The 25,889-nt window shown below is 61.5% G+C and carries 22 protein-coding genes and 2 pseudogenes; 18 read left to right on the forward strand and 6 right to left on the reverse strand.

The genetic code is table 11. The features are described 5' to 3' along the window. The first annotated feature begins 63 nt into the window (after window positions 1-63). Window positions 64-852 (forward strand): enoyl-CoA hydratase/isomerase family protein, encoded by a 789-nt coding sequence (locus ACQY8B_RS06695; protein WP_422085977.1) that lies wholly within the window; start codon window positions 64-66, stop codon window positions 850-852. A 10-nt stretch (window positions 853-862) separates the two neighbouring features. Here ACQY8B_RS06695 and ACQY8B_RS06700 read toward each other — a convergent pair whose 3' ends face one another. The 5 genes from ACQY8B_RS06700 to ACQY8B_RS06720 all read right to left on the reverse strand — a co-directional run bounded on the left by ACQY8B_RS06700 (window position 863) and on the right by ACQY8B_RS06720 (window position 6,442). Continuing rightward, window positions 863-1,549 carry a Fe2+-dependent dioxygenase gene (locus ACQY8B_RS06700; protein WP_422085978.1) on the reverse strand — a complete coding sequence of 229 codons (687 nt, stop codon included), beginning with the start codon at window positions 1,547-1,549 and terminating at the stop codon, window positions 863-865. A gap of 28 nt (window positions 1,550-1,577) precedes the next feature. Continuing rightward, the gene (locus ACQY8B_RS06705) at window positions 1,578-3,872 is read right to left on the reverse strand and encodes a TonB-dependent receptor (RefSeq protein ID WP_422085979.1); all 2,295 of its coding nucleotides are present in this window, start codon (window positions 3,870-3,872) and stop codon (window positions 1,578-1,580) included. Between the two features lie 213 nt (window positions 3,873-4,085). Then, a complete protein-coding gene (locus ACQY8B_RS06710) occupies window positions 4,086-4,508 on the reverse strand; it encodes a cupin domain-containing protein (protein ID WP_081267020.1) in 423 nt (140 codons plus the stop codon). A 69-nt stretch (window positions 4,509-4,577) separates the two neighbouring features. Next, entirely contained in the window at window positions 4,578-5,531 is a 954-nt protein-coding gene (gene pip, locus ACQY8B_RS06715) for a prolyl aminopeptidase (RefSeq protein WP_422085980.1), read from the reverse strand. 71 nt (window positions 5,532-5,602) lie between these two features. After that, on the reverse strand, window positions 5,603-6,442 hold the full coding sequence (locus ACQY8B_RS06720) for a class I SAM-dependent methyltransferase (protein WP_422089163.1): 840 nt from the start codon (window positions 6,440-6,442) through the stop codon (window positions 5,603-5,605). Between the two features lie 119 nt (window positions 6,443-6,561). On the opposite strand from ACQY8B_RS06720, the pseudogene ACQY8B_RS06725 reads away from it, so the two are divergent. The 5 genes and pseudogenes from ACQY8B_RS06725 to ACQY8B_RS06745 all read left to right on the forward strand — a co-directional run. Further along, window positions 6,562-6,759, forward strand: a pseudogene (locus tag ACQY8B_RS06725) (ArsR/SmtB family transcription factor); the annotation flags it as partial. Between the two features lie 149 nt (window positions 6,760-6,908). Further along, entirely contained in the window at window positions 6,909-7,385 is a 477-nt protein-coding gene (locus ACQY8B_RS06730) for an SRPBCC family protein (protein ID WP_422085981.1), read from the forward strand. Between the two features lie 142 nt (window positions 7,386-7,527). Next, the gene (locus ACQY8B_RS06735) at window positions 7,528-7,725 is read left to right on the forward strand and encodes a hypothetical protein (RefSeq protein ID WP_422085982.1); all 198 of its coding nucleotides are present in this window, start codon (window positions 7,528-7,530) and stop codon (window positions 7,723-7,725) included. Window positions 7,726-7,757: 32 nt separating this feature from the next. Next, the gene (aroC, locus tag ACQY8B_RS06740; RefSeq protein WP_422085983.1) at window positions 7,758-8,882 is read left to right on the forward strand and encodes a chorismate synthase; all 1,125 of its coding nucleotides are present in this window, start codon (window positions 7,758-7,760) and stop codon (window positions 8,880-8,882) included. Next, complete coding sequence (locus ACQY8B_RS06745) at window positions 8,882-10,075, forward strand: MFS transporter (RefSeq protein ID WP_422085984.1); 1,194 nt, start codon at window positions 8,882-8,884, stop codon at window positions 10,073-10,075. Before aroC ends, ACQY8B_RS06745 begins: the two co-directional genes overlap by 1 nt. 50 nt (window positions 10,076-10,125) lie before the next feature. Here the strand turns inward: ACQY8B_RS06745 and ACQY8B_RS06750 are convergent, their stop codons facing one another. Next, window positions 10,126-10,293, reverse strand: coding sequence for a hypothetical protein (locus tag ACQY8B_RS06750; protein ID WP_422085985.1), 168 nt, complete (start codon window positions 10,291-10,293; stop codon window positions 10,126-10,128). 307 nt (window positions 10,294-10,600) lie between these two features. Here ACQY8B_RS06750 and ACQY8B_RS06755 point away from each other — a divergent pair, with 307 nt between their 5' ends. The 12 genes and pseudogenes from ACQY8B_RS06755 to ACQY8B_RS06810 all read left to right on the forward strand — a co-directional run bounded on the left by ACQY8B_RS06755 (window position 10,601) and on the right by ACQY8B_RS06810 (window position 25,862). Then, the gene (locus ACQY8B_RS06755; RefSeq protein ID WP_422085986.1) at window positions 10,601-13,537 is read left to right on the forward strand and encodes a type VI secretion system Vgr family protein; all 2,937 of its coding nucleotides are present in this window, start codon (window positions 10,601-10,603) and stop codon (window positions 13,535-13,537) included. Between the two features lie 51 nt (window positions 13,538-13,588). Beyond that, window positions 13,589-18,406 carry an RHS repeat-associated core domain-containing protein gene (locus ACQY8B_RS06760; RefSeq protein WP_422085987.1) on the forward strand — a complete coding sequence of 1,606 codons (4,818 nt, stop codon included), beginning with the start codon at window positions 13,589-13,591 and terminating at the stop codon, window positions 18,404-18,406. Then, window positions 18,403-18,795: a hypothetical protein gene (locus ACQY8B_RS06765; protein ID WP_422085988.1), complete on the forward strand. Its 393-nt coding sequence runs from the start codon at window positions 18,403-18,405 to the stop codon at window positions 18,793-18,795. Before ACQY8B_RS06760 ends, ACQY8B_RS06765 begins: the two co-directional genes overlap by 4 nt. Before the next feature lie 148 nt (window positions 18,796-18,943). Then, window positions 18,944-19,243: pseudogene (locus ACQY8B_RS06770) on the forward strand (RHS repeat-associated core domain-containing protein); the annotation flags it as partial. Window positions 19,244-20,189: 946 nt separating this feature from the next. Beyond that, a complete protein-coding gene (locus ACQY8B_RS06775; RefSeq protein ID WP_422085989.1) occupies window positions 20,190-21,215 on the forward strand; it encodes an RHS repeat-associated core domain-containing protein in 1,026 nt (341 codons plus the stop codon). Window positions 21,216-21,217: 2 nt separating this feature from the next. Further along, on the forward strand, window positions 21,218-21,658 hold the full coding sequence (locus ACQY8B_RS06780) for a hypothetical protein (RefSeq protein ID WP_422085990.1): 441 nt from the start codon (window positions 21,218-21,220) through the stop codon (window positions 21,656-21,658). A 103-nt stretch (window positions 21,659-21,761) separates the two neighbouring features. Beyond that, on the forward strand, window positions 21,762-22,703 hold the full coding sequence (locus tag ACQY8B_RS06785; protein ID WP_422085991.1) for an RHS repeat domain-containing protein: 942 nt from the start codon (window positions 21,762-21,764) through the stop codon (window positions 22,701-22,703). Then, window positions 22,700-22,978, forward strand: coding sequence for a DUF7710 domain-containing protein (locus tag ACQY8B_RS06790; RefSeq protein WP_422085992.1), 279 nt, complete (start codon window positions 22,700-22,702; stop codon window positions 22,976-22,978). The genes ACQY8B_RS06785 and ACQY8B_RS06790 overlap by 4 nt, the downstream gene beginning before the upstream one ends. A gap of 490 nt (window positions 22,979-23,468) precedes the next feature. Further along, window positions 23,469-24,293: an RHS repeat-associated core domain-containing protein gene (locus tag ACQY8B_RS06795; RefSeq protein ID WP_422089164.1), complete on the forward strand. Its 825-nt coding sequence runs from the start codon at window positions 23,469-23,471 to the stop codon at window positions 24,291-24,293. After that, window positions 24,290-24,685, forward strand: coding sequence for an immunity 50 family protein (locus tag ACQY8B_RS06800; protein WP_422085993.1), 396 nt, complete (start codon window positions 24,290-24,292; stop codon window positions 24,683-24,685). The genes ACQY8B_RS06795 and ACQY8B_RS06800 overlap by 4 nt, the downstream gene beginning before the upstream one ends. 256 nt (window positions 24,686-24,941) lie before the next feature. After that, entirely contained in the window at window positions 24,942-25,157 is a 216-nt protein-coding gene (locus tag ACQY8B_RS06805; RefSeq protein ID WP_422085994.1) for a hypothetical protein, read from the forward strand. Window positions 25,158-25,427: 270 nt separating this feature from the next. After that, a complete protein-coding gene (locus ACQY8B_RS06810; protein WP_428745006.1) occupies window positions 25,428-25,862 on the forward strand; it encodes a hypothetical protein in 435 nt (144 codons plus the stop codon). Window positions 25,863-25,889: the final 27 nt, after the last annotated feature.

Raw genomic sequence — 25,889 nt, forward strand, 5'->3', positions numbered from 1 at the left:
GGAGTACCCGGTGGCCTGTGCACACACCCCAACAACAAGCAACTCGAAGTCGGAGCAAAAGAGATGAACACAGAAGAAGGCATCGGCTGGGAAGTAGCAGACGACATAGGCCGCATCGTGCTGAAGCGACCAGAGCGCGCGAACGCGATCGGCCTGAAGAGCAGCCGTGCTCTCGTGCATGCCATCGACGAAGTGCTGACCCGCAAGCCGCGCGCAATCCTGCTGACCGGCGAAGGACGCGTGTTCTGCGCGGGCGGCGACATAGAGGAGTTCGTGGCGGCGGGCGAAGGCTTGCCCGCGCTGGTGGACGACATCCTCGAACCTTTGCACCCCGCGTTGCTCCGGCTCTCGACGAACCCGGCACCATTGGTCGTGGCGGTGAACGGACCGGCGGGCGGTGCAGGCGTGGGGCTCGCGCTGTGCGGCGACTTCGTGCTCGCCGCCGAATCGATGAAGCTGCGAACGGGCTATGCGGCCATCGGGCTGTCGCCTGACGCGGGAGCTTCCTACTTTCTCTCGCGCCGCGTCGGACCCGTTCGCGCGCAACAACTGCTGATGCTGAGCGACGCCGTCGACAGCCAGCGCTGCCTTGCATGGGGCGCGGTCGACGCGGTACACGCCGATTCTGAACTCGCCGCCGCCAGCGAGGCGCTCGTCGCACGGCTGGCTCAGGGGGCGAGCGCGTCGTTCGCCGGCATCAAGGCCCTGTGCGCCGGCGCGCCCTGCCGGCCCTTCGACGAACACCTGGCGATGGAGCACAAGTTGCTGCGCGAACGTGCCGGCAGTGCCGATGCGCGCGAAGGCGTGGCCGCCTTCATGGAGAAGCGCGCGCCGCGTTTCATCGGGCGCTGACAGCCGGCTGCTAGGTGTCGCTCCACTTCCTCAGCAGGTTGTGGTACGTGCCCACCAGCGTGCGGCGGGCCGATTCGTCGGCGCCGCTCTGGTTGAGCCGCTGGATCGCGTTGTCCATGTCGAACAGCAGTGCGCGGTCGCCGGCGTCGCGCACGAGGCTCTGCACCCAGAAGAAGCAGGCCACGCGCACGCCGCGCGTGATGGGCGTCACCTGGTGCAGGCTGGTGGCGGGGTAGAGCACCATGTCGCCGGCCGCGAGCTTCACGGTCTGCATGCCGTGGGTGTCTTCCATCTGCAGTTCGCCGCCGTCGTAGCTGTCGGCCTCCGACAGGAAGAGCGTGGCCGACAGGTCGGTGCGCAGCTTGCGGCCGGTGCGCGGGTCGATGCGCACGCCGCCGTCCACGTGCAGGCCGAAGCGCATGCCTTCGCTGTAGCGGTTGAACATCGGCGGATACAGCAGGTTGGGCAGCGCCGCGCTGATGAACGTGGGGTGGCGTTCCAGCGCGCTTGCAACGATCGACTGGCACTCGTGCGCCACCGCCGAGCCTTCGTCGATCTGCTGGTTGAACTTGACCGGCGCGCCCTGGTGGCCGGCCGTCACGCGGCCGTCGACCCAGGCGTCGCCGGCCGCATCGAGGCGCGCGCGAACCGCGGCGAGCGCTTCACGGTCGAGGACACCGGGGATGCAGACCAGCATGGCGGAGCGTCTTTCTTCGGTTGGATGCTCAGAGGCGGTAGGTGAGCGTCAGCGTGGCGGCCCGTCCCGAGCCCGGCACCGCGCGGCCGCCGTCCGAGGGGATCAATGCGTCGTAGTAGTGGCGGTTGGCCAGGTTGAACAGGTTCAGCCGGATGTCGTACCTGGGCTGATGGTAAGCCAGCATGGCATCGAGCCGCACGTAGCCGCCGACCTCCACGAGGTCGGTGTTGTTGGCATAGCGCCTCGCGCTGTAGGTGGTGCCGCCGCCGACTTCCCATTCGGGCGTGATGGCGTACGTGGCCCACAGGCTGGCCGCATCCTTCGGCGTGTTGGCGGGCACCTTGCCGAGCGTGCCGGGGGCGATGCCGTCGGTGATGGTCGCGTCCAGGTGCGTGTAGGCGCCGAACAGCTGCAGCTTGTCGGTCACGCGGCCGGCCACGCCGGCGCGCGCGCCGTTCACGCGGATCGTGCCGGTCGCGCTGTAGGTGCCGTCGTTGTTCTGCGCGCGTGCGTTTGTCTGCGTGATCTGGAACGCGGCGGCCGTGAGCGAGAGGTTGCCGTCGTTCAGGTCCCACTTGCCGCCGAGTTCGTAGGCCTTGTTCTTCTCGGGCGGCAACGGCTGCGTGCTGCCGGTGGTGGCCACGAGCTGCTCGAGCGAGGGATTGAACGACGTGCTGTACGACACGTAGTACGACTGCTCGGGCGTGGGCTGCCAGATGGCACCGGCACGCACGCTGGTGAAGTCGACGGTCTGGCTTTCCGAGGCCAGCGTGGTCGCTGTGGGAATGCTGTTGGAGATGCTCGCGCGGTAGTGGTCCTGGCGCACGCCGGCCACCAGCTTCCAGTGCGGGCTGAGTTCGATCGTGTCGTTCACGTAGCCGGCCACCGTGGTGGCGCTCGCGGTGGCCAGGTTGCCGGGCAGGCTGGGCGCGGTGCTCGGCGTGTTGCCCTGGTAGGGTGCCAGCAGCGGCGAGCAGGCGGCATAGCCGCTGGTGCCGCCCGCCGGGTTCAGCGCCACGCCGTTGCAGGTGCCGTTGCGGTAGTAGGCCTGGTTCTCGTAGGTGTCATGGCCCAGCTCGAGGCCCACGAGCAGCGAATGCTTGACGGAGCCGGTGTCGAACTTGGTGCTGAGCTCGGTCAGGTTGAACAGCGACTTGTCGTGGATCGTGCGGTCGTGGCTCTGCTGGCGCACCCACAGCGTGTTCAGCGGCAGCGACGAGAAGGCGGCGGCGGGCACGGCCGTGGTGCCGGTGGAGAAGGGCGTGAACACGTTCTTCGACGACAGCGTGCCGATGGACTGCGGCGCGGTCTCGCGTGCGTCGGTGGTCACGTCGTTGTACTGCGTCTGGTTGCGGATCGACGTGTCGGCCGTGATCTTGTGCTGCACGAGGGCGCCGAAGGCCTGGATGTCGGAGATCGTGCGGTCGTCGCTGAAGCCGTAGGCCTGGTCGCGGTCGACCTTGGCCGGATGGCCGCTGAGCGGCGGTACGCCGTAGTCGGGCTGGTCGCGGTTGTGCTGCACCAGCGCCGACAGCGTGACTTGCGTCGGCGTGTTGATGCCGAACTTGAGCGAGGCGTCCAGGCCGAAGTCCTTCAGCTTGGTCTGCTCGCGCGTGCTGGCGTCTCCCTGCTGGCCCATGGCCGCGATGCGGAAGGCCGAGGTGTCGGACAGCGGACGGTTGATGTCGACGGTCGAGCGCACCAGGCCCGTGGTGCTGGCCGACACCGAGATTTCGCCCGCCGGCGTGAGCGACGGCTTCTTGGTCACCTGGTTGATGATGCCGCCGGTGGAACCGCGGCCGAACAGCATCGACGAGGGGCCCATGAGCACCTCGACCGATTCGAGCGCGAAGGTGTCGCGGTAGTACTGGGCGCGGTCGCGCGCGCCGTCCAGGTACAGGTCGGTGCGGGCCGAGAAGCCGTTGAGGTTGATGTTGGTGCCGATCTGCCCGCCCTCGGCGCCGCCGATGGTCAGGCCCGGCACGTTGCGCAGCGCGCTGGACAGCGAAGTTGCGGCCTGCGACTGCATCACGGCCTGGTTGATCACGGTGACGGATTGCGGCGCATCGCGCAGGTCGGCCGGCAGGCGGCTGATGGTCGCGGGGTTTGCGCCGAAGCCGGTCTTGTCCTGCGCGCCTTGCACCTGGACTTCGCGCAGCGTGGTCGGCACCGATGTGCCCGGGGCAGGCGAGCTCGCGGTGCTGCTTGGCGCGGCCGGCTGCGGGGCCTGCTGCGCAAACGCCGCGGGCAGGGAGGAAACAAGGCCGACAAGTGCGAGCGCAACAGGTGTGCGGCGGCGTGTCGAAGACGAGAAACGGTTCATTGCGAGCTTTCCGGAGGGTGCGCGGGCGACACGGCCCGGGCCGATGTGGTGCAAACAAAAGCACCACCGACGGAAATTCTCGCTGCGAATGAATCTTATTTGTAGAGCCCGTGAGGCAGGTGTTTGATGGGCGATACAGCCGGGTTTCTTTACCTTACAGGTCAGGTGGAAGACAGCTTTCTTCCAACCGGCAGTCGGATTGCCGCATGTTGGCTACTTCCAGGGCGTGGGCGGCGGGATCTCGCAGACCGGCTCGACGTCGATGCTTTTGAAGTCCGCCGGCGAGACGATTTCCAGGTACTCCATGTCGGGCGAGTAGTCGAACAGGAAGTGCCGGATGCCCGGGCGCTGGTGCACCACGTCGCCGGCCTCGACCAGCGTTTCCTTGTCCTCGTACATGAAGCGGGCCCAGCCCTTGACCATGATCACGATCTGGAAGTCCGCTTCGTGGCGGTGCCAGCCGGTGCCCGTTTCCGGTGCCATGTTGGCCTTGACGAGGTGCGCGATCACCTTGCCGTTGGTGGCCTCGGCGATGCCCAGGTCGCGGTAGAGGAAGAAGTCGCGCAAGCCGCCCGAGACGAACTCGGTGTCACCGGGCTTGACGTGGGAGAACTGGGTGGCGGTACGGTCCAGCATGGGGCGCTCCTTCGCGGGGGTGATGATGCTGCGCCGCAGCACGCATAAAGCGTTCCCGCCAAGCCTGGCTCAGCGCCTCGCGAAGCCGTCGGTCGCGCGCACCAGCCGGTCGAGGATGCCGGGCTCGGAGTAGGCATGCCCTGCGCCTTCGACCAGGTGGAATTCGGCCTGCGGCCATGCCTTGTGCAGCGCCCAGGCGAAGCGTGCGGGGCAGGGCATGTCGTAGCGGCCGTGCACGATCACGCCGGGAATGCCGTGCAGCCGGTGTGCATCGCGCAGCAACTGACCTTCTTCGAGCCAGGCGTCGTGCACGAAATAGTGGTTCTCCAGCCGCGCGAAGGCCAGCGCGAAATGATCGCCGGCATGCGTTTCGGCGAGCGCCGGGCTCGGCAGCAGCGTGATGGTCTCGCCCTCCCACACGCTCCAGGCACGCGCCGCCTCGAGGCGCGCCACCGGGTCGTCGCCGGTGAGCCGCTTGCGATAGGCCGCGATCATGTCGCCGCGCTCGGCCTCGGGAATGGGGGCCTGGAACTTCTCCCACTTGTCGGGGAACATCTCCGACACGCCGAACTGGTAGTACCAGTTCAGCTCGGCGCGGGTCACGGTGTAGATGCCGCGCAGCACCAGTTCGCTCACGCGCTCGGGGTGCTTCTGTGCATAGGCGAGGGCGAGCGTGGAGCCCCAGGAGCCGCCGAACACCAGCCAGCTGTCGACACCCGCGCGTTCGCGCAGGCGCTCGATGTCGGCCACCAGGTGCCAGGTGGTGTTCGCCTCCAGGCCGGCATGCGGCTGCGACAGGCCGCAGCCGCGCTGGTCGAACAGCATCAGGTCGTAGCGCGCCGGATCGAACAGCCGCCGGTGATCGGGCGAGATGCCGCCGCCAGGGCCGCCGTGCAGGAACACCGCCGGCTTGGCGCCGGGCGTCCCCACCCGCTCGTAGCGGATGCGGTGGCCGTCGCCCACGTCGAGCATTCCGCTCTCGTAGGGCTCGATCGGGGGATACAGCTGGCGCAGGTCGGGCATCGATGGTTCTCCTTCGTCGGGTGCCGGTATGTCGAAGGCGAGCATATCGTCCGGTACCCGGCCTTCGCGGCCTACGTGCTCGCCACCAGCAGTTCCTCCCCGCCGGCTGGCGGGCGAAGGCCGTCCGTCCGGTTCGCGAAGTAGCGCCGGGCGAGGTCGTCCGCGCACACGTGCCGCGCTTCCTTGAAGCCGGCTTCGCGGGCCAGCGCCACGATGTCCGGCGGCGGGAAGAAGCTGATGAAGGGGGTGCCGCTGGCCCGTGCGCCCTTCGCGGCCATCTCCAGGCCGGGGCGCACCTCGGGGTCTGCCATGTCCAGGGGAAGCAGGAAGGTCATGGCGAAGGTCGAACCGGGAGCGAAGCTCGAGACCTCGCGCAAGGTGGCTGCATTCGCCTCCTTGCCGAGGTACATGCTGACGCCGGTGGACACCACGATCGCCGGCTTGCCTGCATCGAATCCCGCTGCCGCGAGCCCGTGCCGCCAGGAGCCGCCCGCCTCGAAATCGACCGGCACGAAGCGCAGCCACTCGGGCACGCCCAGCCCCAGTTCGACGAGCCGCTGGCGCTTCCATGCCTGTGGACCCGGCGGGTCGATTTCGAACACCTTCAGGCCTGATGCAAGCTCCGGCCGCCGCTGCGCAAAGCTGTCGAGGCCCGCGCCGAGGATGACGTACTGCTCCAACCCCCGGCCGGCCTGTTCCACCACCAGGTCCTCGATGAAGCGGGCCCGCGCCACGATGGAGGCGCGAAAGGGGCGCGTGAATTGCGGGTCCATGTCTGCGCGGCTGCGCCAGTCCTTGTCGGGCGCAAGCAGCCGGAGGCCGATTTCGTCCTCCAGCACATGCGCAGGCGCGTCGAGTTCGAGATGAAGGGCACGCCACAAGGCGACCCGTGCTGCGGTGCTGTCTGGCATCACGTCATTCACGTCAGTGCTCCTTTCCGGACGATGGCTGGGCTGCCAGTTTGACGGCTTCCGCGACACCGCGCAGCGTGGCTTGACGGGCCTCCGGGCCTTCCAAGATACTCAACCGCATGGTTCACTCAACCGCAGATTCCGACCCCGGTACCCTCGACGCGGTCTTCGCCGCGCTCTCCGACGCCACCCGCCGTAGGGTGCTCGAGACCCTGGGCGAGCGCAGCCTCAGCGTCACCGAACTGGCCGAGCCGCACAGCATGTCGCTCACCGGCTTCATGAAGCATCTGCGCGTGCTCGAAGACGCCGGCCTGATCTCTCGCACGAAAGAGGGCCGCATCGTGCGCTGCGCGCTGTCCCCCCGGCCCATGCAGGAGGCCGCCGTGTGGTTGTCGCGATACGAAAGATTCTGGAGCGGGCACCTCGATGCGTTGGCGCGCTTTCTCCACCACCAGGAGGAAACCGAATGGCGAACCCTTACCCCCGAGGCACCGAAGAACGCCCCGACGAGCGCCCCGCGCTCACCCTCCGGCGCCACTACCGCGTCTCGCCCGAAAAAGTCTGGCGCGCCTGGACCGACCCGCAAGCGCTGAAGCTCTGGTTCGGTCCGCGGGAGATCGTCGCGGTGCCCATCGCCGAGGTCGACCTGCGCGTGGGCGGCCGCTTCCGCGTACAGATGCTCGCCAACGACGGCGAGACGCACGACGTGAGCGGCACCTACCTCGAGGTGGTGCCGAACCGCAAGCTGGTTTTCAGCTGGGCCTGGCGCAGCACGCCGGAACGCGAGTCGCGTGTCACGGTGCGCATCGAGCCCGATGCCGCAGGCTGCGAACTGGTGCTGCTGCACGAGCAGTTCTTCGACGAGGCCGCGCGCGACGCGCACCGTCATGGCTGGAGTGGCGCCTTGGTCAAGCTCGAAAGCTGGCTGGTCCTGACCACCTGAGCTGCCCCCCACACACCGCTCGCGTCACCGCGCCGCCGCGCGTGCATCCATTCGATGCCGCGGGTGCGGCCGCATTGCCGGAGCGTTGACGAAACCCCATACTGGCGGCATCCAACGATGCGATCGATCACCGGAGCCTTCCATGAGCAACGAACTGCGCAAGAAGCTGCATGACCTGGCCGAACTCTGCGACAACGCCCCCGACCCGCAGACCCGGGCCATCATCGAGGCGATCCGGCTCCAGACGGCGGTACTGAACGAGCGGCTGTTCTCCATCGAACTGCAGCTGGGCGTGCTCAGCAAGCGCATGGAAAACGCGCCCGAAAGCACGACCGGCTGAGGGGGCGCCGCTTTGTAGGGATAATCCCGGCCATGAGCGGCAACACCTTCGGAACACTCTTCGCGGTCACCAATTTCGGCGAGTCGCATGGCCCGGCCATCGGCTGCGTCATCGACGGCTGCCCCCCCGGCATGGAGCTCAGCGAGGCCGACATCCAGGCCGACCTGGACCGTCGCCGTCCCGGCACCAGCCGCCACGTCACCCAGCGCAACGAACCTGATGCAGTGCAGATCCTGTCCGGCGTCTACGAGGGCAAGACCACCGGCACGCCCATCGCGCTGCTGATCCAGAACACCGACCAGCGCAGCAAGGACTACGGGCAGATCGCCCAGCAGTTCCGTCCCGGCCACGCCGACTACACCTACTGGAAGAAGTTCGGCATCCGCGATCCGCGCGGCGGCGGGCGCTCCTCGGCCCGGCTGACCGCACCCACCGTGGCCGCCGGCGCGGTCGCCAAGAAGTGGCTGGCCGAAAAGTACGGCATGGTTTTCCGCGGCTGCATGACGCAGATCGGCGAGATCGCCATTCCGTTCGAGAGCTGGGACCACGTGCCCAACAACCCCTTCTTCGCACCCGTCGCCGACGTGAGCGCGCTGGAGGACTACATGGACCGCCTGCGCAAGGCCGGCGATTCTTGCGGCGCGCGCATCCGCGTCACGGCCACCAAGGTGCCCGTGGGCCTGGGCGAGCCGCTGTACGACAAGCTCGATGCCGAAATCGCCTACGCGATGATGGGCCTCAATGCGGTGAAGGCGGTCGAGATCGGCGCCGGCTTCGACAGCGTCGTGCAGCGCGGCACCACGCACGGCGACTCCATCACGCCCACCGGTTTCCTGAGCAACAACGCAGGCGGCATCCTGGGCGGTATCAGCTCCGGGCAAGACCTGGAGGTGAGCATCGCGATCAAGCCCACCAGCTCGATCATCAGCCCGCGCCAGTCCGTCGACATCCACAACAACCCGGTCGAGGTCGTCACCAAGGGCCGCCACGACCCGTGCGTGGGCATCCGCGCGACGCCCATCGCCGAGTCGCTGCTGGCACTGGTGGTGATGGAGCACGCGCTGCGCAACCGCGCGCAGTGCGGCGATGTGGAGCAGCAACAGCAGAACGCGGCCGAGAAGACCGAAGCCTCTTCGCCCAAGGCGTCCTTCCTCTAGTGTCCGCGCCGGCGTCCGTGGCCGCCGGGCGCGGCCATCTGCTGGCGTTCGCTGGCCTGTCGGCCAGCTATTTCGCGCACATCGGCTTCTTCAATCCCTACCTGCCGCTGTGGCTCAAGGACCTGGGGCTGCCGATCTTCACCATCAGCCTGCTGGCCTCGGTGCAGTCGATCACCCGGGTCTTCGCGCCCTATGCATGGGGCGCGCTGAGCGACCACACCGGGCAGCGCGTGAAGCTGCTTCGCTTCAGCGCGGCGGTGGCGCTGGCCAGTTCTTTCGGGCTCTGGTGGCACGGCGGCGCCTGGTGGCTCGCGCTGGTGCTGCTCGTGATGTTCACGCACACCAGTTCGATGATGTCGCTCACCGAGGCCGCAATGGCACAGCTCGTGGCAGGCGACTGGGGCCGCTACGGACGCATCCGGCTGTGCGGTTCGGCCGGCTTCCTGGTCACCGTGTTCTTTGCCGGCGAATGGTTCGAGCGCTTCGGCATGAAGCACTTTCCGGCCTGGGCCGCCGGCACGCTGGCCATCGTGCTGATCGCGACGATGAAGCTGCCCGACCTGCGCGAGCCGCCCGCGGCGCATGACGCCGTCAAGGTGCCCATCGGCCCGGTGCTGCGCAACCCCGCGGTGCGGTGGTTCTTCGCGGCGCTGTTCTTCCAGGTGATGTCGCACTTCTCGGTGTACGCCTTCTTTTCGCTCTACCTCGACTCCATCGGCTACAGCAAGAGCACCATCGGCCTGCTGTGGGCGCTGTCGGTGGTGGCGGAGATCGTGTGGTTCTTCCTGCAGGGCCGGCTGATCGGCCTGCTGCCGATGCCGCGCTGGATGCTGGTGTGCGCCATCGCCGCCGTCGCGCGGCTGGGCCTTACCGCGGGGCTGGGCGGCTTCGTTGCTGCGCTGATCGTGGCGCAGTGGCTGCATGCGCTGAGCTTCGCGGCGCATCACACGACCTGCATCGCGGTGGTGTCGCGCCGCTTTCCCGGCCAACTGCGCGGGCGGGGGCAGGCGCTGTTCACGGTGATCGGCTATGGCTTCGGCGGCGTGCTGGGTGTGCTGCTCGGCGGTGCGGTGGCACAGGCCTTCGGCTATCGCACCATGTTCACCGCGGCGGCTGCGCTGGCGGTGCTCGGCAGCTTGTGTGCGTGGCGCGTGGTGACGCTGGAACGGGTGGAGCGCGCGGGCAGGGGTTGACCGGGTAACCATGTGTCATGGGCTCTGCACGCCCGCGTCATTCCGGATTTCTACGCTGAGCGCTCCGTAATTTTTTCCTGATTCCCATGTCCGTTTCCGATCAATGTGCCGGAGATGCCTCCGAGCTCGATCAGGCTGATTACGTAGCCAATGGTGGGTACCAGGAATAGCGCGATCTCCGGCTGGCTTTCAAGAATTGCAACCAGAACTTGAATCACGGCCCGATCCTTTTCACGGAACAAGCCCGCCGGGAGGGCGCGGCCTTATTTGTCCGGCAATTGAGACGGGCGTAATTCACGCAACCCCTGTCCTGATGGCTTCGTATGCTCGTGGTCTCAACGCGCAGACTTTATGCTGATCTGACGAGTCGTCTATTTCGCATCGGCTCTTACAAGAAATCAACATTTAAAATAATTCTCAAATTGTGTGTTGGGAGGTGGGTGTGAAATTAATTTTTAAAACAATATTCGTATTGCTGGATTTGTTTTTAGGCAATTGGTCCTATAAATTGGCCATGGCTTCGCAATGAGCCGCCGCGTCACCATCCAAACGCCGGTCGGCGATGCGTTGCAGTTCCATCAGTTGGTAGGCCGTGAAGCACTGAGCCAGCTCTACGCCTTCGACGTCGAACTGCTCGGCAGCAGCAACGCAGTGGACCCCAAGACCCTGCTGGGCAAGGCGTCCACCGTGGCGGTGGAGACCGAAGGCGGGGTGCGCTACCTGGGCGGCATCGTCACGCGCTTCGGACTGCAGCAGGAAGACGCGCGCCATTCCTTCTACCGTATGAGGCTTCGCCCCTGGCTGTGGCTGGCCACGCGGCGCAGCGACTTCCGCATCTTCCAGGGCAAAAGCGTGCCCGACATCGTGATGGAAGTGCTGGGTCGCTACGACCATCCCATCGAGAAGAAGCTCACGCGCGGCGACTACCGGGTGTGGGACTACTGCGTGCAGTACCACGAGAGCGACTTCGACTTCGTCTCGCGCCTGTGCGAGCTCGAGGGCATCTACTACCACTTCAGGCACGAGGCGGCGCAGCACGTGCTGGTGTTCGCCGACGACATCGCCAACTCGCACGGCCCGCTGCCCGGCGGCGAGGAAGTGCGCTACCACCCGCTGGAGAAGTCCGGCATGGGCCAGCGCGAGCGCATCTACGCGTGGGAAATCGCTGAAGAAGTGCGCCCTGGCCACCACTACAACGACGACTACGACTTCGAGAAGCCCAAGGCCGAGCTGTCGCACCTGCGGCAGATGCCGTCCGGGCACGACCACGACAGCTACGAGAACTACGAATGGCCAGGCGGCTTCACGCAGCACGGTGACGGCGAGACCTACGCCCGCATCCGCAATGAAGAGCAACTGAGCCAGCGCAACCGTGTGACCGGCCGCGCCAACCTGCGCGAATTGGCCACCGGCCACACGCTGCGCCTCGCCGGCCATCCCCGAGCCGACCAGAACCGGCAGTACCTGCTGGTCGGCGTGAGCTATCACCTGCGGGAGAACCTGCAGGCCAGCGAGGGCGCGGACGGCAACGAGGGCTCCGTGCAGCGCTTCGCATTCGACGCGCAGCCCACCAGCTACCCCTGGCGCCCCGCGCGCACCACGCCCAAGCCACGCACGCGCGGCCCGCAGACCGCGATGGTGGTGGGCCCGGCCGGCGAGCAGATCTGGACCGACCAGTACGGGCGCATCAAGGTGCAGTTCCACTGGGACCGGATCGGCAAGGAGAACGAGGACTCCAGCTGCTGGGTGCGCGTGTCGACCGCATGGGCTGGCGCCACCTTCGGCATGACCTCCGTGCCGCGCATCGGCATGGAGGTGATCGTCGACTTCCTCAATGGCGACCCCGACTACCCGATCGTCACCGGTTGCGTGCACAACGCCGACACCATGCCCGCGTGGGAACTGCCGGGGCAGAAGCACCTGTCGGGCATCCGCAGCCGCGAGCTGGGCGGCGGGCGCGGCAACCACCTCGTGCTCGACGACACGCAGGGCAAGATCCAGGCGCAGTTGCGCAGCGACCACCAGGCCAGCCAGCTGAGCGTGGGGCACATCGGGCGCATCGAGGACACGGCCGGGCGCAAGGATGCGCGGGGCCAGGGCTTCGAGCTGCGCACTGATGGGCACGGCGCGTTGCGCGCGGCCAAGGGCCTGCTCGTCACGACCGAGACGCGCGCCAACGCTCAGGCCCACGCCACGGACATGGGCGAGACCGTGGCGCGGCTCACCCAGGGGCGCGATCTGCACGAGAGCCTGGGCGAAGCTGCGCGCAACGCCAATGCGCACCAGGCCGGCGACCAGGATGAAGTGGCGCGCGGCCTGAAGGAACAGATCGACGCCATCAAGGGCCAGGGCGGCAACAGGGAGCAGGGCGAGTTCCCCGAGTTCCAGGAGCCGCACCTCACGCTGGCCAGTCCGGCGGGCATCCAGAGCACCGCGCAGGCCTCCACCCACATCGTGAGCGTGGAGCACACGGCCGTCACCAGCGGCGCGCATGCGAGCTTTGCCGCGGGCAAGAGCTTCCTGGTCAGCGCCAAGGATGCGGTGCGCATGGTCGCGTTCAACAACGGGATCCGCATGGCGGCGGCGGCAGCCGACATCGACATCACCGCGCTGAAGGACAGCATCAACGTGCTGGCCAAGCTGAACATCAAGCTCGAAGCCGACCGCATCACCATCACTGCCAAGGAAGAGGTGCTGATCAACGGCGGCAGCAGCTACACGCGCTGGAACGCGGGCGGCATAGAGAGCGGGACCGGCGGCTTGTGGCGCGCGCATGCGTCGTCGCATTCGATGGTGGGGCCGAAGAGCGACGGGCAGCCACGGTTGCCGCAGCCGCCGCAGTTGCCGCGCGGGCAGCTCGACCTGTACCACCAGTACGTCAAGGCGGACGGTGCCAGGCGCCAGGGTGTGAAGCAGGGCGACTACACCGTGGTGGATTCCGAAGGCGCAACGCATACCGGCAAGCTCGATGCCAACGGCTTTGCCTCGTTGTCCGGCCTGCCGCTCGGGCAGGCCAAGGTCACTTTCGGCGGTGACCCGAGCGACCCTTGGGACAAGGGCAGCTACTTCGGCGAGGCAGACCGTTGGCCCGCGCGGGCGGCGAGCGACAAGGCAGTCGATTCGCAAGGCGGCGGCAGCAGCTTTCTGGGCGGTGTCGGAGGAGGTTCGATGGCAGGGCTCGCGGGCGCTGGTGCCGATGCACTCGGCTCGCTCGGCAGCCTGGGTGGTGCTGCCAGCGGTGCGCTGGGCAAGGCAGGCGGCCTCGTGAGCCAGGTCGGCCAGGCAGCGGGCACGGCGCAGCAGGCCGTGGGTGCCGTGCAGGCCATCCGGCAGGGCGGTGCCAAGGCGCTGCTCGGACAGGTCGGCCAGGCCGCCACCGGCATGGCTGCACAGAGCGTGGGCGCGATGGTGCCCAAGCTGCCTGCGCTGCTGCCGGGCCAGATGCCGGGCTTCGCTGGCTGACACAGCCGGCGCCGCTCGGCAACCACAAGAAATCAAGGGAGAGATTCGCGCATGGCTGACCAGCCCCCACAGAACAACGACGCGCAAGGAGCGCAAGCCAAGGAACGCGAGCGCCAGGTCGCGGTGGCGCCGCTCAACACCATCGGCGTGGAAGACATCGGCGCCGGCGCCGCCAAGATCGACAGGTGGCTGCGCAAGCTCACCAACGACTACGTCACGCTGAATGTGCTGACCACCTTCGCGGGCAGCCTGCCGATCATCGGCAACATCATGGCGCTCATCGACGCGGTGTGGGACATCGTCGAGATGGTCACGAAGAAGGCCTACTCCGACGTGCTGCAGTGGGTGAGCCTGGCGATCAACCTGCTGGGCGTGATCCCGTTCCCGCCCGCCACGGGCGCGGCGCGCATGAGCCTGCGGCCCATGCTGCACCTGCTGAAGCAGGAAATCGCCAAGTCGGCCAAGAACGTGGCGCCCAACCTCGGCGAGGCGTTCATGGCCGTGGTCATCACCCACCTGAACGACACCATCGCCGGCACGCTCGACAAGTTCGTGGACGAGGCGCTCGGCTACCTCGACGGCTTCCTGAAGTCGTGCGCGGAAAAGGTCGACGGCATTGCCGATGCGCTGATCGGTGCGCTGCAGGTGGCGCTAGGCGAGAAGCCTGTGTTCTCGACCGGCGCCGTTGCCGAGAAGAGCACCTACGACCCGAATACGCAGAGCACCTGGAGCCGCATGGTGGCGGCCGCCGCCGAGGCCGCGAAGAAGTCCGCCAACTACGTCGCCGCAACCGCTAGCCACTACGCGTTGCCCGACAGCGCCAAGCTGCTGATCCGGGACACCGTCTCCAGCCTGACCGACATCAAGGGCCTGGCTCGCCAGCAGATCATGCGGCTGGGCGACGAGAGCCTGCAGTACGGCATCAAGTGGATGATCAAGATCCTCAAGGATGCGCTGCTCAAGCGAAGGGGAAAGCACGGCGCGACCCTTTCAGCAACCAACGGGGCGCAGGTCCAGGACAAGAAGCCCGGCGGCGAGCAAGGCGCAACGACCGCCCAGGCCCCAGCCAGTGGCGACCCGGGCTGCAAGAGTTGCGCGACGGCTGCCGCCGGCGGCGCCATCAGCCTGGCCACCGGCTGCGAGAGCTTCAGCCACACCGACTTCGTGCTGAGCGCGCCCTTGCCCATCGGCTGGACGCGCACCTACCGCAGCAACCTCGGCGCCTTCGACCAGGGCAGCCTCGGCGCGCGCTGGATCACGCCGTACAGCACGCGCGTGGACATTGCCAAGGCCCTCAAAGGCCGCCGCCAGGGTCGGATGAGCCTGATCTATCACGGCATCGACGGCCGCAGCCACGCCTTCCCGTTGCTGGCCGTGGGCCAGGGCCATCACGACCCGATCGAGGAGATCACGCTTACGCGCCTGAGCGAGCGCCTGCTGGTGGTGGACTTCGGCAAGCCCGTGCCCTCCGGCCAGGCTGCCGACTGGCGCGAGACCTACGAACTGGTGGACACCGTGCCCGCCAAGGCCGCTTCGCAGGGCAAGCAGCATTTCCGGCTGGTGGCGCAGCACACGATAGGCGGCGCCGCCATCGGCCTGCGCTACGACCATGTGATTGCCGCGACCGGCGAGCAGGTGCTCAGCGACATCGTCAGCAAACAGGGCGACGCCGTCATCGCCCACGTCGGCACCCAGCCCGACGCCCGCACAGGCCTGATCAAGTCGCTGTGGGAGCTGAAAGACGGCCAGGTGGTTCGCCAACTGGCCGCCTACACCCACGACGCCGAAGCCGACCTCGTCATCGCGCAGGACGAGAACGGCGCCGGCTGGCAATACAGCTACAGCCACCACCTCGTGACCCGCTACACCGACCGTACCGGCCGGGGCATGAACCTGCAGTACGACGGCACCGGCGTCGATGCCAAGGCCGTGCGCGAATGGTCCGACGACGGCAGCTTCGCACTCAGGCTCGAGTGGGACCGCAACATCCGCCTCACCTACCTGACCGACGCCGTCGGCGGCGAGACCTGGTACTACTACGACGTGCTGGGCTACACCTACCGGATCATCCATCCGGACAAGCTCGAGGAGTGGTTCCTGCGCGACGACGCCAAGAACATCACGCGCCATATCCATCCTGACGGCACTGCCGACGACTACGTCTACGACTCCAAGGGCAACCTCAAGACGCACACCCGCGCGGACGGCAGCAGCATTCACTACGAATACGACGTGCGCCACCGCGTCACGGGCATCCTCGATGCCGAAGGCGGCGTCTGGAAGCGCGAGCATGACGCGAAGGGCAATCTCACCGAAGAGATCGATCCGCTCGGCCACAAGACCGGATACGCCTACGACGAGGCCGGCCAGCCCGTGCGCATCACCGATGCCAAGGGCGGCGTGAAGACACTGGCCTATACGCCCGCGGGCCAGTTGGCGAGCTACACCGATTGCTCCGGCAAAGTCAGCGCATGGGACTACGACAGCCGTGGACGCCTGACCAAGGCTACCGACGCTGCAGGCCAGGCAACGCGCTATCGCTACACCCCCGTGGGCGAGACGGCCTCACGCGGCGACGGCAACCATGCGGGCCAGCTCGAAGAAGTCATGCTGCCCGACGACACCAGTGAGCACTTCGTGCACGACGCCGAAGGCCGCCTGCTGGGGCACTCCGATGCGCTGGGACGCCGCACGCGCTACAGCTACACCCGCGCCGGCCTGGTGGCGGGCCGCGTCGATGCCGCAGGCCACACGCTGCGCTATCACTGGGACCTGATGGGACGGCTCACCGAACTGCACAACGAGAACGGCAGCCGTTACGACTTCAGCTACGACCCGGTGGGCAGGCTGCTCGAAGAAGTCGGTTTCGATCGCAAGGCCACCCAATACCGCTACGAAGCACGTACCGGCGTGCTGGCCGAGGTTGTCGAGGCGGGCCACAGCACCACGCTCGAATTCGATGCGCTGGGCCGCCTGGCCGAACGCCGGGCTGGCGAGCAGTCGGAGCGCTTCGCATACGACGGTAACGGACGCCTGGTTGAAGCCTCCAACAACGACGCCCGGCTGCAGTGGTTCTATGACCGCGCGGGCAACCTTGTGCGCGAACATCACCACTACCAGGAGAGTGGACTCACGGCGGTCTGGCGCCACGGCTACGACGAACTCAACCAGCGCGTGACCACCGTCCGGCCGGACGGCCACATCACGCAATGGCTGACTTACGGATCGGGTCACGTGCATGGGCTTCTTATCGACGGGCACGACGTCCTGGGCTTCGAGCGCGACGACCTGCACCGCGAGATCGTGCGCGAGCAGGGCAACGGGCTCACGCAGAAGCAGCACTACGACCCGGCCGGCCGGCTGCTGGAGCAGCAGATCTCGCAGACCAAGCCCGGTGCCATCGAGGCCGTCGGCATTCGCCGCAGCTATGCATATGACAAAGCCGGGCAGTTGATCGCCATCGGCGACAGCCGCCGCGGCAACCTGAGCTACCGGTACGACCCTGTAGGGCGCCTGCTGGAAGCCAACAGCCGGCTGGGGCGCGAGACCTTTGCGTTCGATCCGGCGGGGAACATCGGCAACCCGTCTTCGGACACGGAAGGCGGTGCGCAGGCGGCGGGCCGAATCACCAACCGCGTTGCCGTTCGCCTCGACGGTGACGGCCGCAGCATGGCCGGCAGGCTGATGGACAACCTGCTGAAGGACTATGCCGGCACCCACTACAAATGGGATGAGCGCGGCAACCTGATCGAGCGCAGCCGCAACGGCGAAAAGACTGTGTTCACGTGGGATGGCTATAACCGCATGCGCAGCGCCGAAACATTCGGCGAGACCACGAGCTTCAGCTACGACCCGCTGGGCCGGCGCATCGCCAAGCGCACGTCACGCGCGACGACCCTGTTCGGTTGGGACGGCGACACGCTGGCATTCGAGAGTACGCAGGGCGCCGAGGCGCAGCAGGAGGAGCAGGCATGGCGCGGCGACAGCGTCCACTACATCCACGAACCCGGTTCGTTCGTCCCCCTGATGCAGATCAGGCAGGCGCAAGCCGTTGCGTTGAGCGAGACCACCGATGTGAAGGCGCTGATCGCGGACAACGGGGGACGCTACGACATCGAGCAGGACCCGTTATGGAACGGAGAACAGAGCCGAACACCCGCGCCGTTTGGCAAGGAAGAGATCGCCTTCTATCAATGCGACCACCTGGGCACGCCGCAGGAGTTGACGGATCATGAGGGGCGTGTTGCCTGGTCGGCGAGCTACAAGGCTTGGGGGGAGGCTAGACAGGTGATCAGCGAGGCGGGCCGGAAGGCCGGCTTCCGAAACCCCATTCGCTTCCAAGGGCAGTATTGGGATGACGAGACGGGGCTGCATTACAACCGGTATCGGTATTACGACCCTCATGTAGGTCGGTTTACCAGCAGGGATCCAATTGGGTTGCAGGGGGGAATTAATCTCCATGAATACGCGGTCAATTCAACGGGATGGATCGACCCTAAAGGACTTGCTCGAGGTCAACCTAAGACGGAAAGTGCTGGCCGCAAACCAAAAACGGGAAAGCCAAACATTGACAATCGCTGTACCTCTTGCAAAAAATGGGCAATCGGCCGTTTTGACAAAATATGTGAAGGTCATATTCCTGGTGTCGGCACTGCAAAATTTTTTAGAGATCCGAAAGACGGAAGCTGGTATTCGGTTGATCAAACTGGTCACGGAGGCAGCGCATTTAAGCAGTTTGATCAAAAAGGCAATGTGCTGAATCACGCCTATGACTTAGATGAATTTGGAGATCGAATGGGAAAGCATAAAGGTAATGCGGGCAAGATCATTGATTTGAAATCATTGAAATGCAAGAATGGAAATTCATGATCAATTCTGCGAGTGAGTTTATGGCGTTGTGTGATTCGAAGAACGAATCGGATATTGCCCGATCGCTTCGGGATGAGGCGCCTTTGGGCGTGTGGGAAGAGTTGATCTCGAATTTTCAATCTCGACAAATTGACGTGGCGCAAAATAGAACAATCTCAGTCGTGGTAATGAGGCTTTTAGCCATTCATGGGGACGAGATTGTGCGATCAATTTTGGCGGAAAAAAGAAAGTTGTCGTTAGATATTTTCGAGTTGCTGTCGAAAGATTCCAGCTCGCTAGTTCGAAGGAAGATTGCGGCAAATAAAAAAACTCCTCTTGGCATAGTGGAGAATCTTGCCAATGATGAAGATGAAGATGTTGCGCGTGTTGCGAAATTCAGATTGAAATGAGGCAGGCGAAAGGGGAAAGAGAGGAACGCGGTGATGAATGTCGATGGTGGGCGCTGCAACTTTGAGCAGGAGCCGTTAGGGAATGGGAAATAGAGCCGAACAGCGCCGTTCGGGAAAGAACAGATTGCCTTCTATTAATGCGATCACCTTGGGTACGCCGCAGGAGCTGACGGATTACGAGGGGCGTGTTGCCGGCCGGCGATCTACAAGGCTTGGGGGAGGCTAGACAGGTGATCAGCGAGGCGGGCCGAAAGGCCGGCTTCCGGAACCCCAACCGTTTCCAGGGCCAGTTGAAGAGACGGGGCTGCATTACAACCGGTATCGGTACTTTGATCCGTACTCTGGGAGGTTCATCTCCAAAGACCCCGTTGGGTTGCGCGGTGGGATTAACTTCCTGCAGTACGCTCCGAACCCTGTCCAATGGATTGATCCGCTCGGATTAAATCGCAAGGGCGGCGGAGGAAGAAAACCGGAGTCTTCAAAACCGAATCAAAACCCAAAGTGTGCCGAGTGCAGAAAGCCGTGGGAAGTAAATCGCTACGATAGAGTTTGTGATGGCAGGGTTCCCGGTGTTGGGAGAGTGAAATACTACTTCGATCCTAAGACCAGACAATGGTGGTCATCGGATCAAACGGGCCACGGAGGGAGCGCTTGGAAGGTCTATAACAGTGATGGCTCCTGGAGGGCTGATGTCGATCAATATGGTGATTTTATGAGCAAACACCAAAGCGAAGTAGGCAAGAATATCGATTTAAAAAATATGCAATGCAAGGACGTCAGTGATTGAGTCGGCTGAGGAGTTTTTAAGGCTGAGATCAAGTTCGGCCAAAAGTGAATACGATCGCGCCACTTATGAGGAGACTGCGATTGTGGTGTGGCTTAATGTAATTAGAAATTATCCTGAGTTCCGAGAGTGGGTCGTGCACAACAAAACAGTCCCTCTCGAAATTCTTGAATATCTGGTGGAGAATCACCCATAAAATAATTTCTTCGTGGCGAGTAAGAGGAAAATATCTTCGAGATTGTTTGATGTTTTGTCGAGAGATGGCAGTTCTCTTGTTCGAGAGAGAATTGCAATAAATGCGAAGACTCCGGTTCAATTGCTGAAGATTTTATCCGAAGATTCGGTTGAGAGTGTGGCTCAGGCAGCTCACTATAATTTAAAAAATAGAAAATCAAAAGATGCTTGATGCCTCAATTCGGGCTAAATATTCTTGACTTTGACGTGTAATTGATCTGTGAGTGTGAAATCTTATTGCAGGTGTTTGCGTCGATAGCAAAGGTTTTGTGTAAAGGCCCTCTGCATCCACTACAGATGGGATGAGCGCGGCAACCTGATCGAGCGCAGCCGCAATGGCGAAAAGACCGTGTTCACGTGGGATGGCTACAACCGCATGCGTAGCGCCGAAACATTCGGCGAGACCACTGGCTTCAGCTACGACCCGCTGGGCCGGCGCATCGCGAAACGCACGTCACGCGCGACGACCCTGTTCGGTTGGGACGGCGACACACTGGCATTCGAGAGCACGCAGAGCGCCGAGGCGCAGCAGGAGGAGCAGGCATGGCGGGGCGACAGCGTCCACTACATCCACGAACCCGGTTCGTTCGTGCCGCTGATGCAGATCCGGCAGGCGCATGCCGTTGCGTTGAGCGAGACGACGGATGTGAAGGCGCTGATGGCCGGCAACGGCGGGCGCTACGACATCGAGCGGGACCCGCTATGGAATGGAGAACAGAGCCGAACGCCTGCACCATTCGGCAAGGAAAAGATTGCGTTCTACCAGTGCGACCACCTGGGCACGCCGCAAGAGCTGACGGATCATGAGGGGCGCGTGGCCTGGTCGGCGAGCTACAAGGCTTGGGGGGAGGCGAAGCAGGCGATCAGTGAGGCGGGGCGACGAGCCGGTTTCAGGAATTCGATTCGGTTCCAGGGGCAGTATTGGGATGAAGAAACGGGACTGCATTACAACCGGTATCGGTACTACGACCCGCTGTCAGGTCGATTTGCTTCCAGCGACCCGATCAAACTTTCCGGAGGCTTCAACCTTCATCTTTTTGCCACTAATCCTATTGGCTGGATAGATCCTCTTGGATTGGCAGGCAGAAAAATAACGCAGACACCCAGAATAGAAGATGGAAACCACAAAGAAGGTTGGCAACATATCGATGAGAGGCATATCACAGGAAACTCGCCCGATGGTCCTGGTGACCTCTTTGCACCGGGCACAACAAGAGCGCAAGTTCAATGCCTTTGTGAGTTGCTTGTGCAAAAAGGAACGAGAACCAGCGACCCTAGTCGAACAATTCAAACGTATGAGAAGAGAACAACTGTGAACGGTAAAAGGGCGCGCTATCGGGCCATTTTTGATTCAAAAGATAAAAATAGAACAATTACCGCTTTTCCGGTGGAAAGTGAGTGAAGATGAAAATCTCATTCTCTAGGGTTGATCCATTTTCCGAGCCTGAAGGCTTTGATATGGGGAATATTTCGATTGAGCTCGGGGATGAAAAAATATCATCTCAAGGAAGTTCTCGAAATTTGATGATGATTTACATAGCAATTTCGGATTTGATATTTGGGGTTTTGGAGTTGAATGGTGCACGCGGCGTCTACAATTTTGTGGGTGCGGATTCTTCTTTTTCTGTGAACTTCAAATCAAAAGGGGGGTGGTTTGAGATTTCGCAGAAAAAAGGGGTGAAATTTATTTGCAGCAGGGTTGATTTTTTGGATGCTCTTTACTCTGGTGTAGAGGATTTTCTTGCGTCGGGAAATAAATTGAAATTTTCCGATTCGGTGAATTCTGATCTTCATCTTGCTATCGAGAAGCTCAAAGAGGTCAAATCGAGGAATAAGAAATATTGAAGCCCTTGTTCTTCAGCGTTGCACGCATAGCCACCGATTCGCGTTATTCAGCTGTGAGGCGATGACGTGTTGACGGAACAAGTGTTCGGGCGAGACCGTGGTGATGTTCGGCTGGGACGGCGACATGCTGGCGTTCGAGAGCACGCAGAGCGCCGAGGCGCAGCAGGAGGAGCAGGCATGGCGGGGCGACAGCGTCCACTACATCCACGAACCCGGTTCGTTCGTGCCGCTGATGCAGATCCGGCAGGCGCATGCCGTTGCGTTGAGCGAGACGACGGATGTGAAGGCGCTGATGGCCGGCAACGGCGGGCGCTACGACATCGAGCGGGACCCGCTATGGAATGGAGAACAGAGCCGAACACCCGCGCCGTTCGGCAAGGAAGAGATTGCCTTCTATCAATGCGACCACCTGGGTACGCCGCAGGAGTTGACGGATCATGAGGGGCGTGTTGCCTGGTCGGCCAGCTACAAGGCCTGGGGGGAGACGAGGCAGGCTATTAGCGAGGCGGGCCGGAAGGCTGGATTCAGGAATCCGATTCGGTTCCAAGGCCAGTATTGGGATGAAGAGACGGGGCTGCACTACAACCGGTATCGGTACTACGACCCCTCGAGCGGAAGGTACGTAAGTCGAGATCCGATTGGTTTGGATGGTGGGAATAATATTTACCAATACGCTCCCAATCCGAGTCACTGGGTGGATCCACTCGGTTTAGCTAAGAAAGATCAAAAAAGCCAAAAGCCATGCCAAAGCAAGAAAAATTCTACAGAACCGAAGCTTCCTGAGAAAGTAATTGCTCAAGATGGCGGGCTGCGCTTGGAACACTATGTTCGAAGCGGTGATCATGCGCCTGCTCATTTTCATTTGAGAGGTGATGGCGGTTTGAATGTCCAAATTGGGCAAAATGGAAAGCCAATTAACGGGTCTGAAGAGTTAACCGCTGTTCAACGGGATTTTATTCAAAACAATAAGGCAAAGTTGAGATCGTCCGTCGACAAAATTCAACGGTGGCATCGATATGGAAATTTACCCGAGGATTGCAAATGACTGAAATTAAAGAAGTTTGGGTTTTTAATGGGGTGAATGCGAAATTCCCTTCTGCGGTTTTTGCGGTCAAGGAGGATGCTTTTGACTGGATAAGAAGGTATGAGTTAACTGGCGTCTTGACCAAGTATCCAGTAGGTATTTCGGTTTATGACTGGGCTATTGAAGGCGGTAATTTCAAGGTGAAATCAGAGAAGGATTCAACACCGGAGTTTATAGGGAAATTTTCTAGTGCGGCGCAAGAGCATATGCATTTTGAAAATGGAATTTTTGACTGATTTTTCCAGGTGAGATGGTAGTTTTCTTGTTCGAGAGAGAATTGCAATAAATGCGAAAAATCCGGTTCAATTGCTGAAGATTTTATCCGAAGATTCGATGGAGAGTGTGGCTCAGGCAGCTCGCTATAATTTAAAAAATAGAAAATCAAAAGATGCTTGATATCTCAATTCGAGATAAATATTGTTGGCTTTGATGTGTAATTGATCTGTGAGTGTGAAATCTTATTGCAGGTGTTTGCGTCGATAGCAAAGGTTTTGTGTAAAGGCCCTCTGCAGCGCCGAAACATTCGGCGAGACCACCGGCTTCAGCTACGACCCGCTGGGCCGGCGCATCGCCAAGCGCACGTCACGCGCGACGACCCTGTTCGGTTGGGACGGCGACACGCGGGCATTCGAGAGCACGCAGAGCGCCGAGGCGCAGCAGGAGGAGCAGGCATCGCGGGGCGACAGCGTTCACTACATCCACGAGCCCGGCTCGTTCGTGCCGCTGATGCAGATCAGGCAGGCCCAAGCCGTTGCGTTGAGCGAGACGACTGATGTGAAGGCATTGATGGCTGGCAACGGCGGGCGCCACGACATCGAGCGGGACCCGCTATGGAATGGAGAACAGAGCCGAACGCCCGCGCCATTCGGCAAGGAAGAGATTGCCTTCTACCAGTGCGACCACCTGGGCACGCCGCAGGAGTTGACGGATCATGAGGGGCGTGTTGCCTGGTCGGCGAGCTACAAGGCCTGGGGAGAGGCGAGGCAGGCGATCAGCGAGGCGGGCAGGAGGGCTGGCTTTCGCAACCCTATCCGCTTCCAGGGGCAGTATTGGGATGACGAGACGGGGCTGCATTACAACCGGTATCGATACTACGATCCTGCGAGTGGACGTTTCATCTCCAAGGATCCAATTGGCCTAGCTGGAGGAACGAACCTTCATCTGTTTGTGCCAAGTCCTGTGCAATGGGTCGATCCATTCGGATTGACGTGCCATTCCACTAGGCGTGCTAGTTTGAGGGAGATCCGGAGGCAGCTGGGTATTCCAATATCTCAGCAACCTGTAAGTCAAAAAATGATTCCGCTGACCGACTCGGCAGGTGGGTGGATTCTGGGCGGCGACAAAAAACCAATCATGACTCGAGAGCTAACTTATCAGGTCAATGGAAAGAACGTAGTTATCCAAGATCACTCTGCAGGGCATTACTACGGTGAAGGTGGAGTTGGCGATCAACCATCGCATCACAATGTTCGCCCAGAAGAAAATACCCGAACTGGAAAAGTTGATGGAATGAGTGATCACTATTATTTTAATTGCCGAAATAAAAAATGAACTCTCCAAAAAAAATGTTGAATCCGCAGGCGCTTCTTTCTTTATACGGGGAGTTCCCATCCTTGAGCGGGGCGGAAATAATTGAATTCTTTCTGAAGCGCGATGAGCCTCGGGTTTTAATGAAAATTATGACCGAAAGTAAACCCAAGGATGTGCCCGCCAGATGGCCTGAGAAGTATGATGTAATTTATTTGAGCTTGTCTTTCATTGGAACTCGCGAAATAACCGCAAGCGGTTGGGGGCAATCGAATATTATGGATCGGTTTGATTTTGATGAAACAGACGATTTGCTATCGGTGCGAATATTTTGCGAACAAGGTGTTTCGATTTGCTTTGATTGCGACTGGATTGCCGTTGATGGTCTTGTCCCCGGAAGTATCGGAAGTCCATAACAGCGCGGCATCAATCGTGACATCGACCAATAGATAGAAAATTGCATTCGTACGAGTGCCCCTGCTTTTAACATCGCCACGAGATCTTTCTCAAGTATGCGTTTGCCGAATTTTCCCCTGCAGCCCCCCGCTTCTTGCTAGTCCGATAAAAAGCAGAAGTGACCGCATGTGAAGTATTTTCTGAGAAAATATATTGAGGAAATTGCAGTGCATTTCCTAAGCGAACGCACCGTGGCGAGCGTTAATTTTGGAGTGAATGACAACAGGCGAGTTTTTTTATGCCTACGCAAGTTTTTATCCGCAGGAGCTTGACTTCATAATTCAATTGAATGTGCGCGATGAAGGAGGCTGTCTTGTTGTTTTGGAAACAATGAGTCAAGAGGGCCAAGGCGATGAGGAGATATTTAATTTCATTGGCGACGAGCTTTTGGTTGAGAAAGAATTAAGCGTGCGCCGAAGTGAAGTGATTTGATTTTGGAGATTCTTCTCCGCTTAAAGCGATTTGCTTAATTGAAGGGTAGTTGCTTTTGGGTCATGGCGTTTTGTCAATGGTGTTGGCGCTAACGGGTAGGTCGCACGCTGTTTGGAGTATTTGAGGTGGACTTGATTTTTAATGAATTGAGAAACTTGATGCTGTGGAATTGGGGTGTTTGGTTTTGTCATTTGTCTGTAAATGATGAAAAATCATATTGATATCAGCACTAGAAAATCAAGTGACGGGCGGTGTATTTTTGTTGATCGAATGTTGATCTTCATAGAGGGATTGATTTTTGGAGGTGAAGATTTGGCTTCTCTCTCGGGCTTGATGGTCGGGGCGATAGATGACCTGATTTCAAATATTGAGAGGCAGAAAAATAACATCAATTTTGCAAAAAACATTTTTGACAAAAATCTGTCCCCCGTTTACTTTTTTCAATTGCTGCACAACGCGTGCTGGGTTGAGGGTGATTGGCCGAAATGCTTCGGGGATAGTGCAGTAGCGCCGGACGTATATTGTGCGCTTCCAAGTGGTACGGAAATATTCGATGCGAACGAAGCTTACTTCGTTGTTGTGAGCTCCGTGGAAGGGATTTTGTTTGCGAAAAATAATGCTGACAATGATTTTGTCGCACTAAGAATCAATGTGTTCGACTATGTCAGAGTTTGGGAGCAGGCAAGGGCTAAAATTATTCTCTAGGGGTTTGGAAGGTGGTTTTAGGGATTG

Source organism: Variovorax sp. (genome assembly GCF_965279555.1).
Lineage (GTDB): Bacteria > Pseudomonadota > Gammaproteobacteria > Burkholderiales > Burkholderiaceae_C > Variovorax.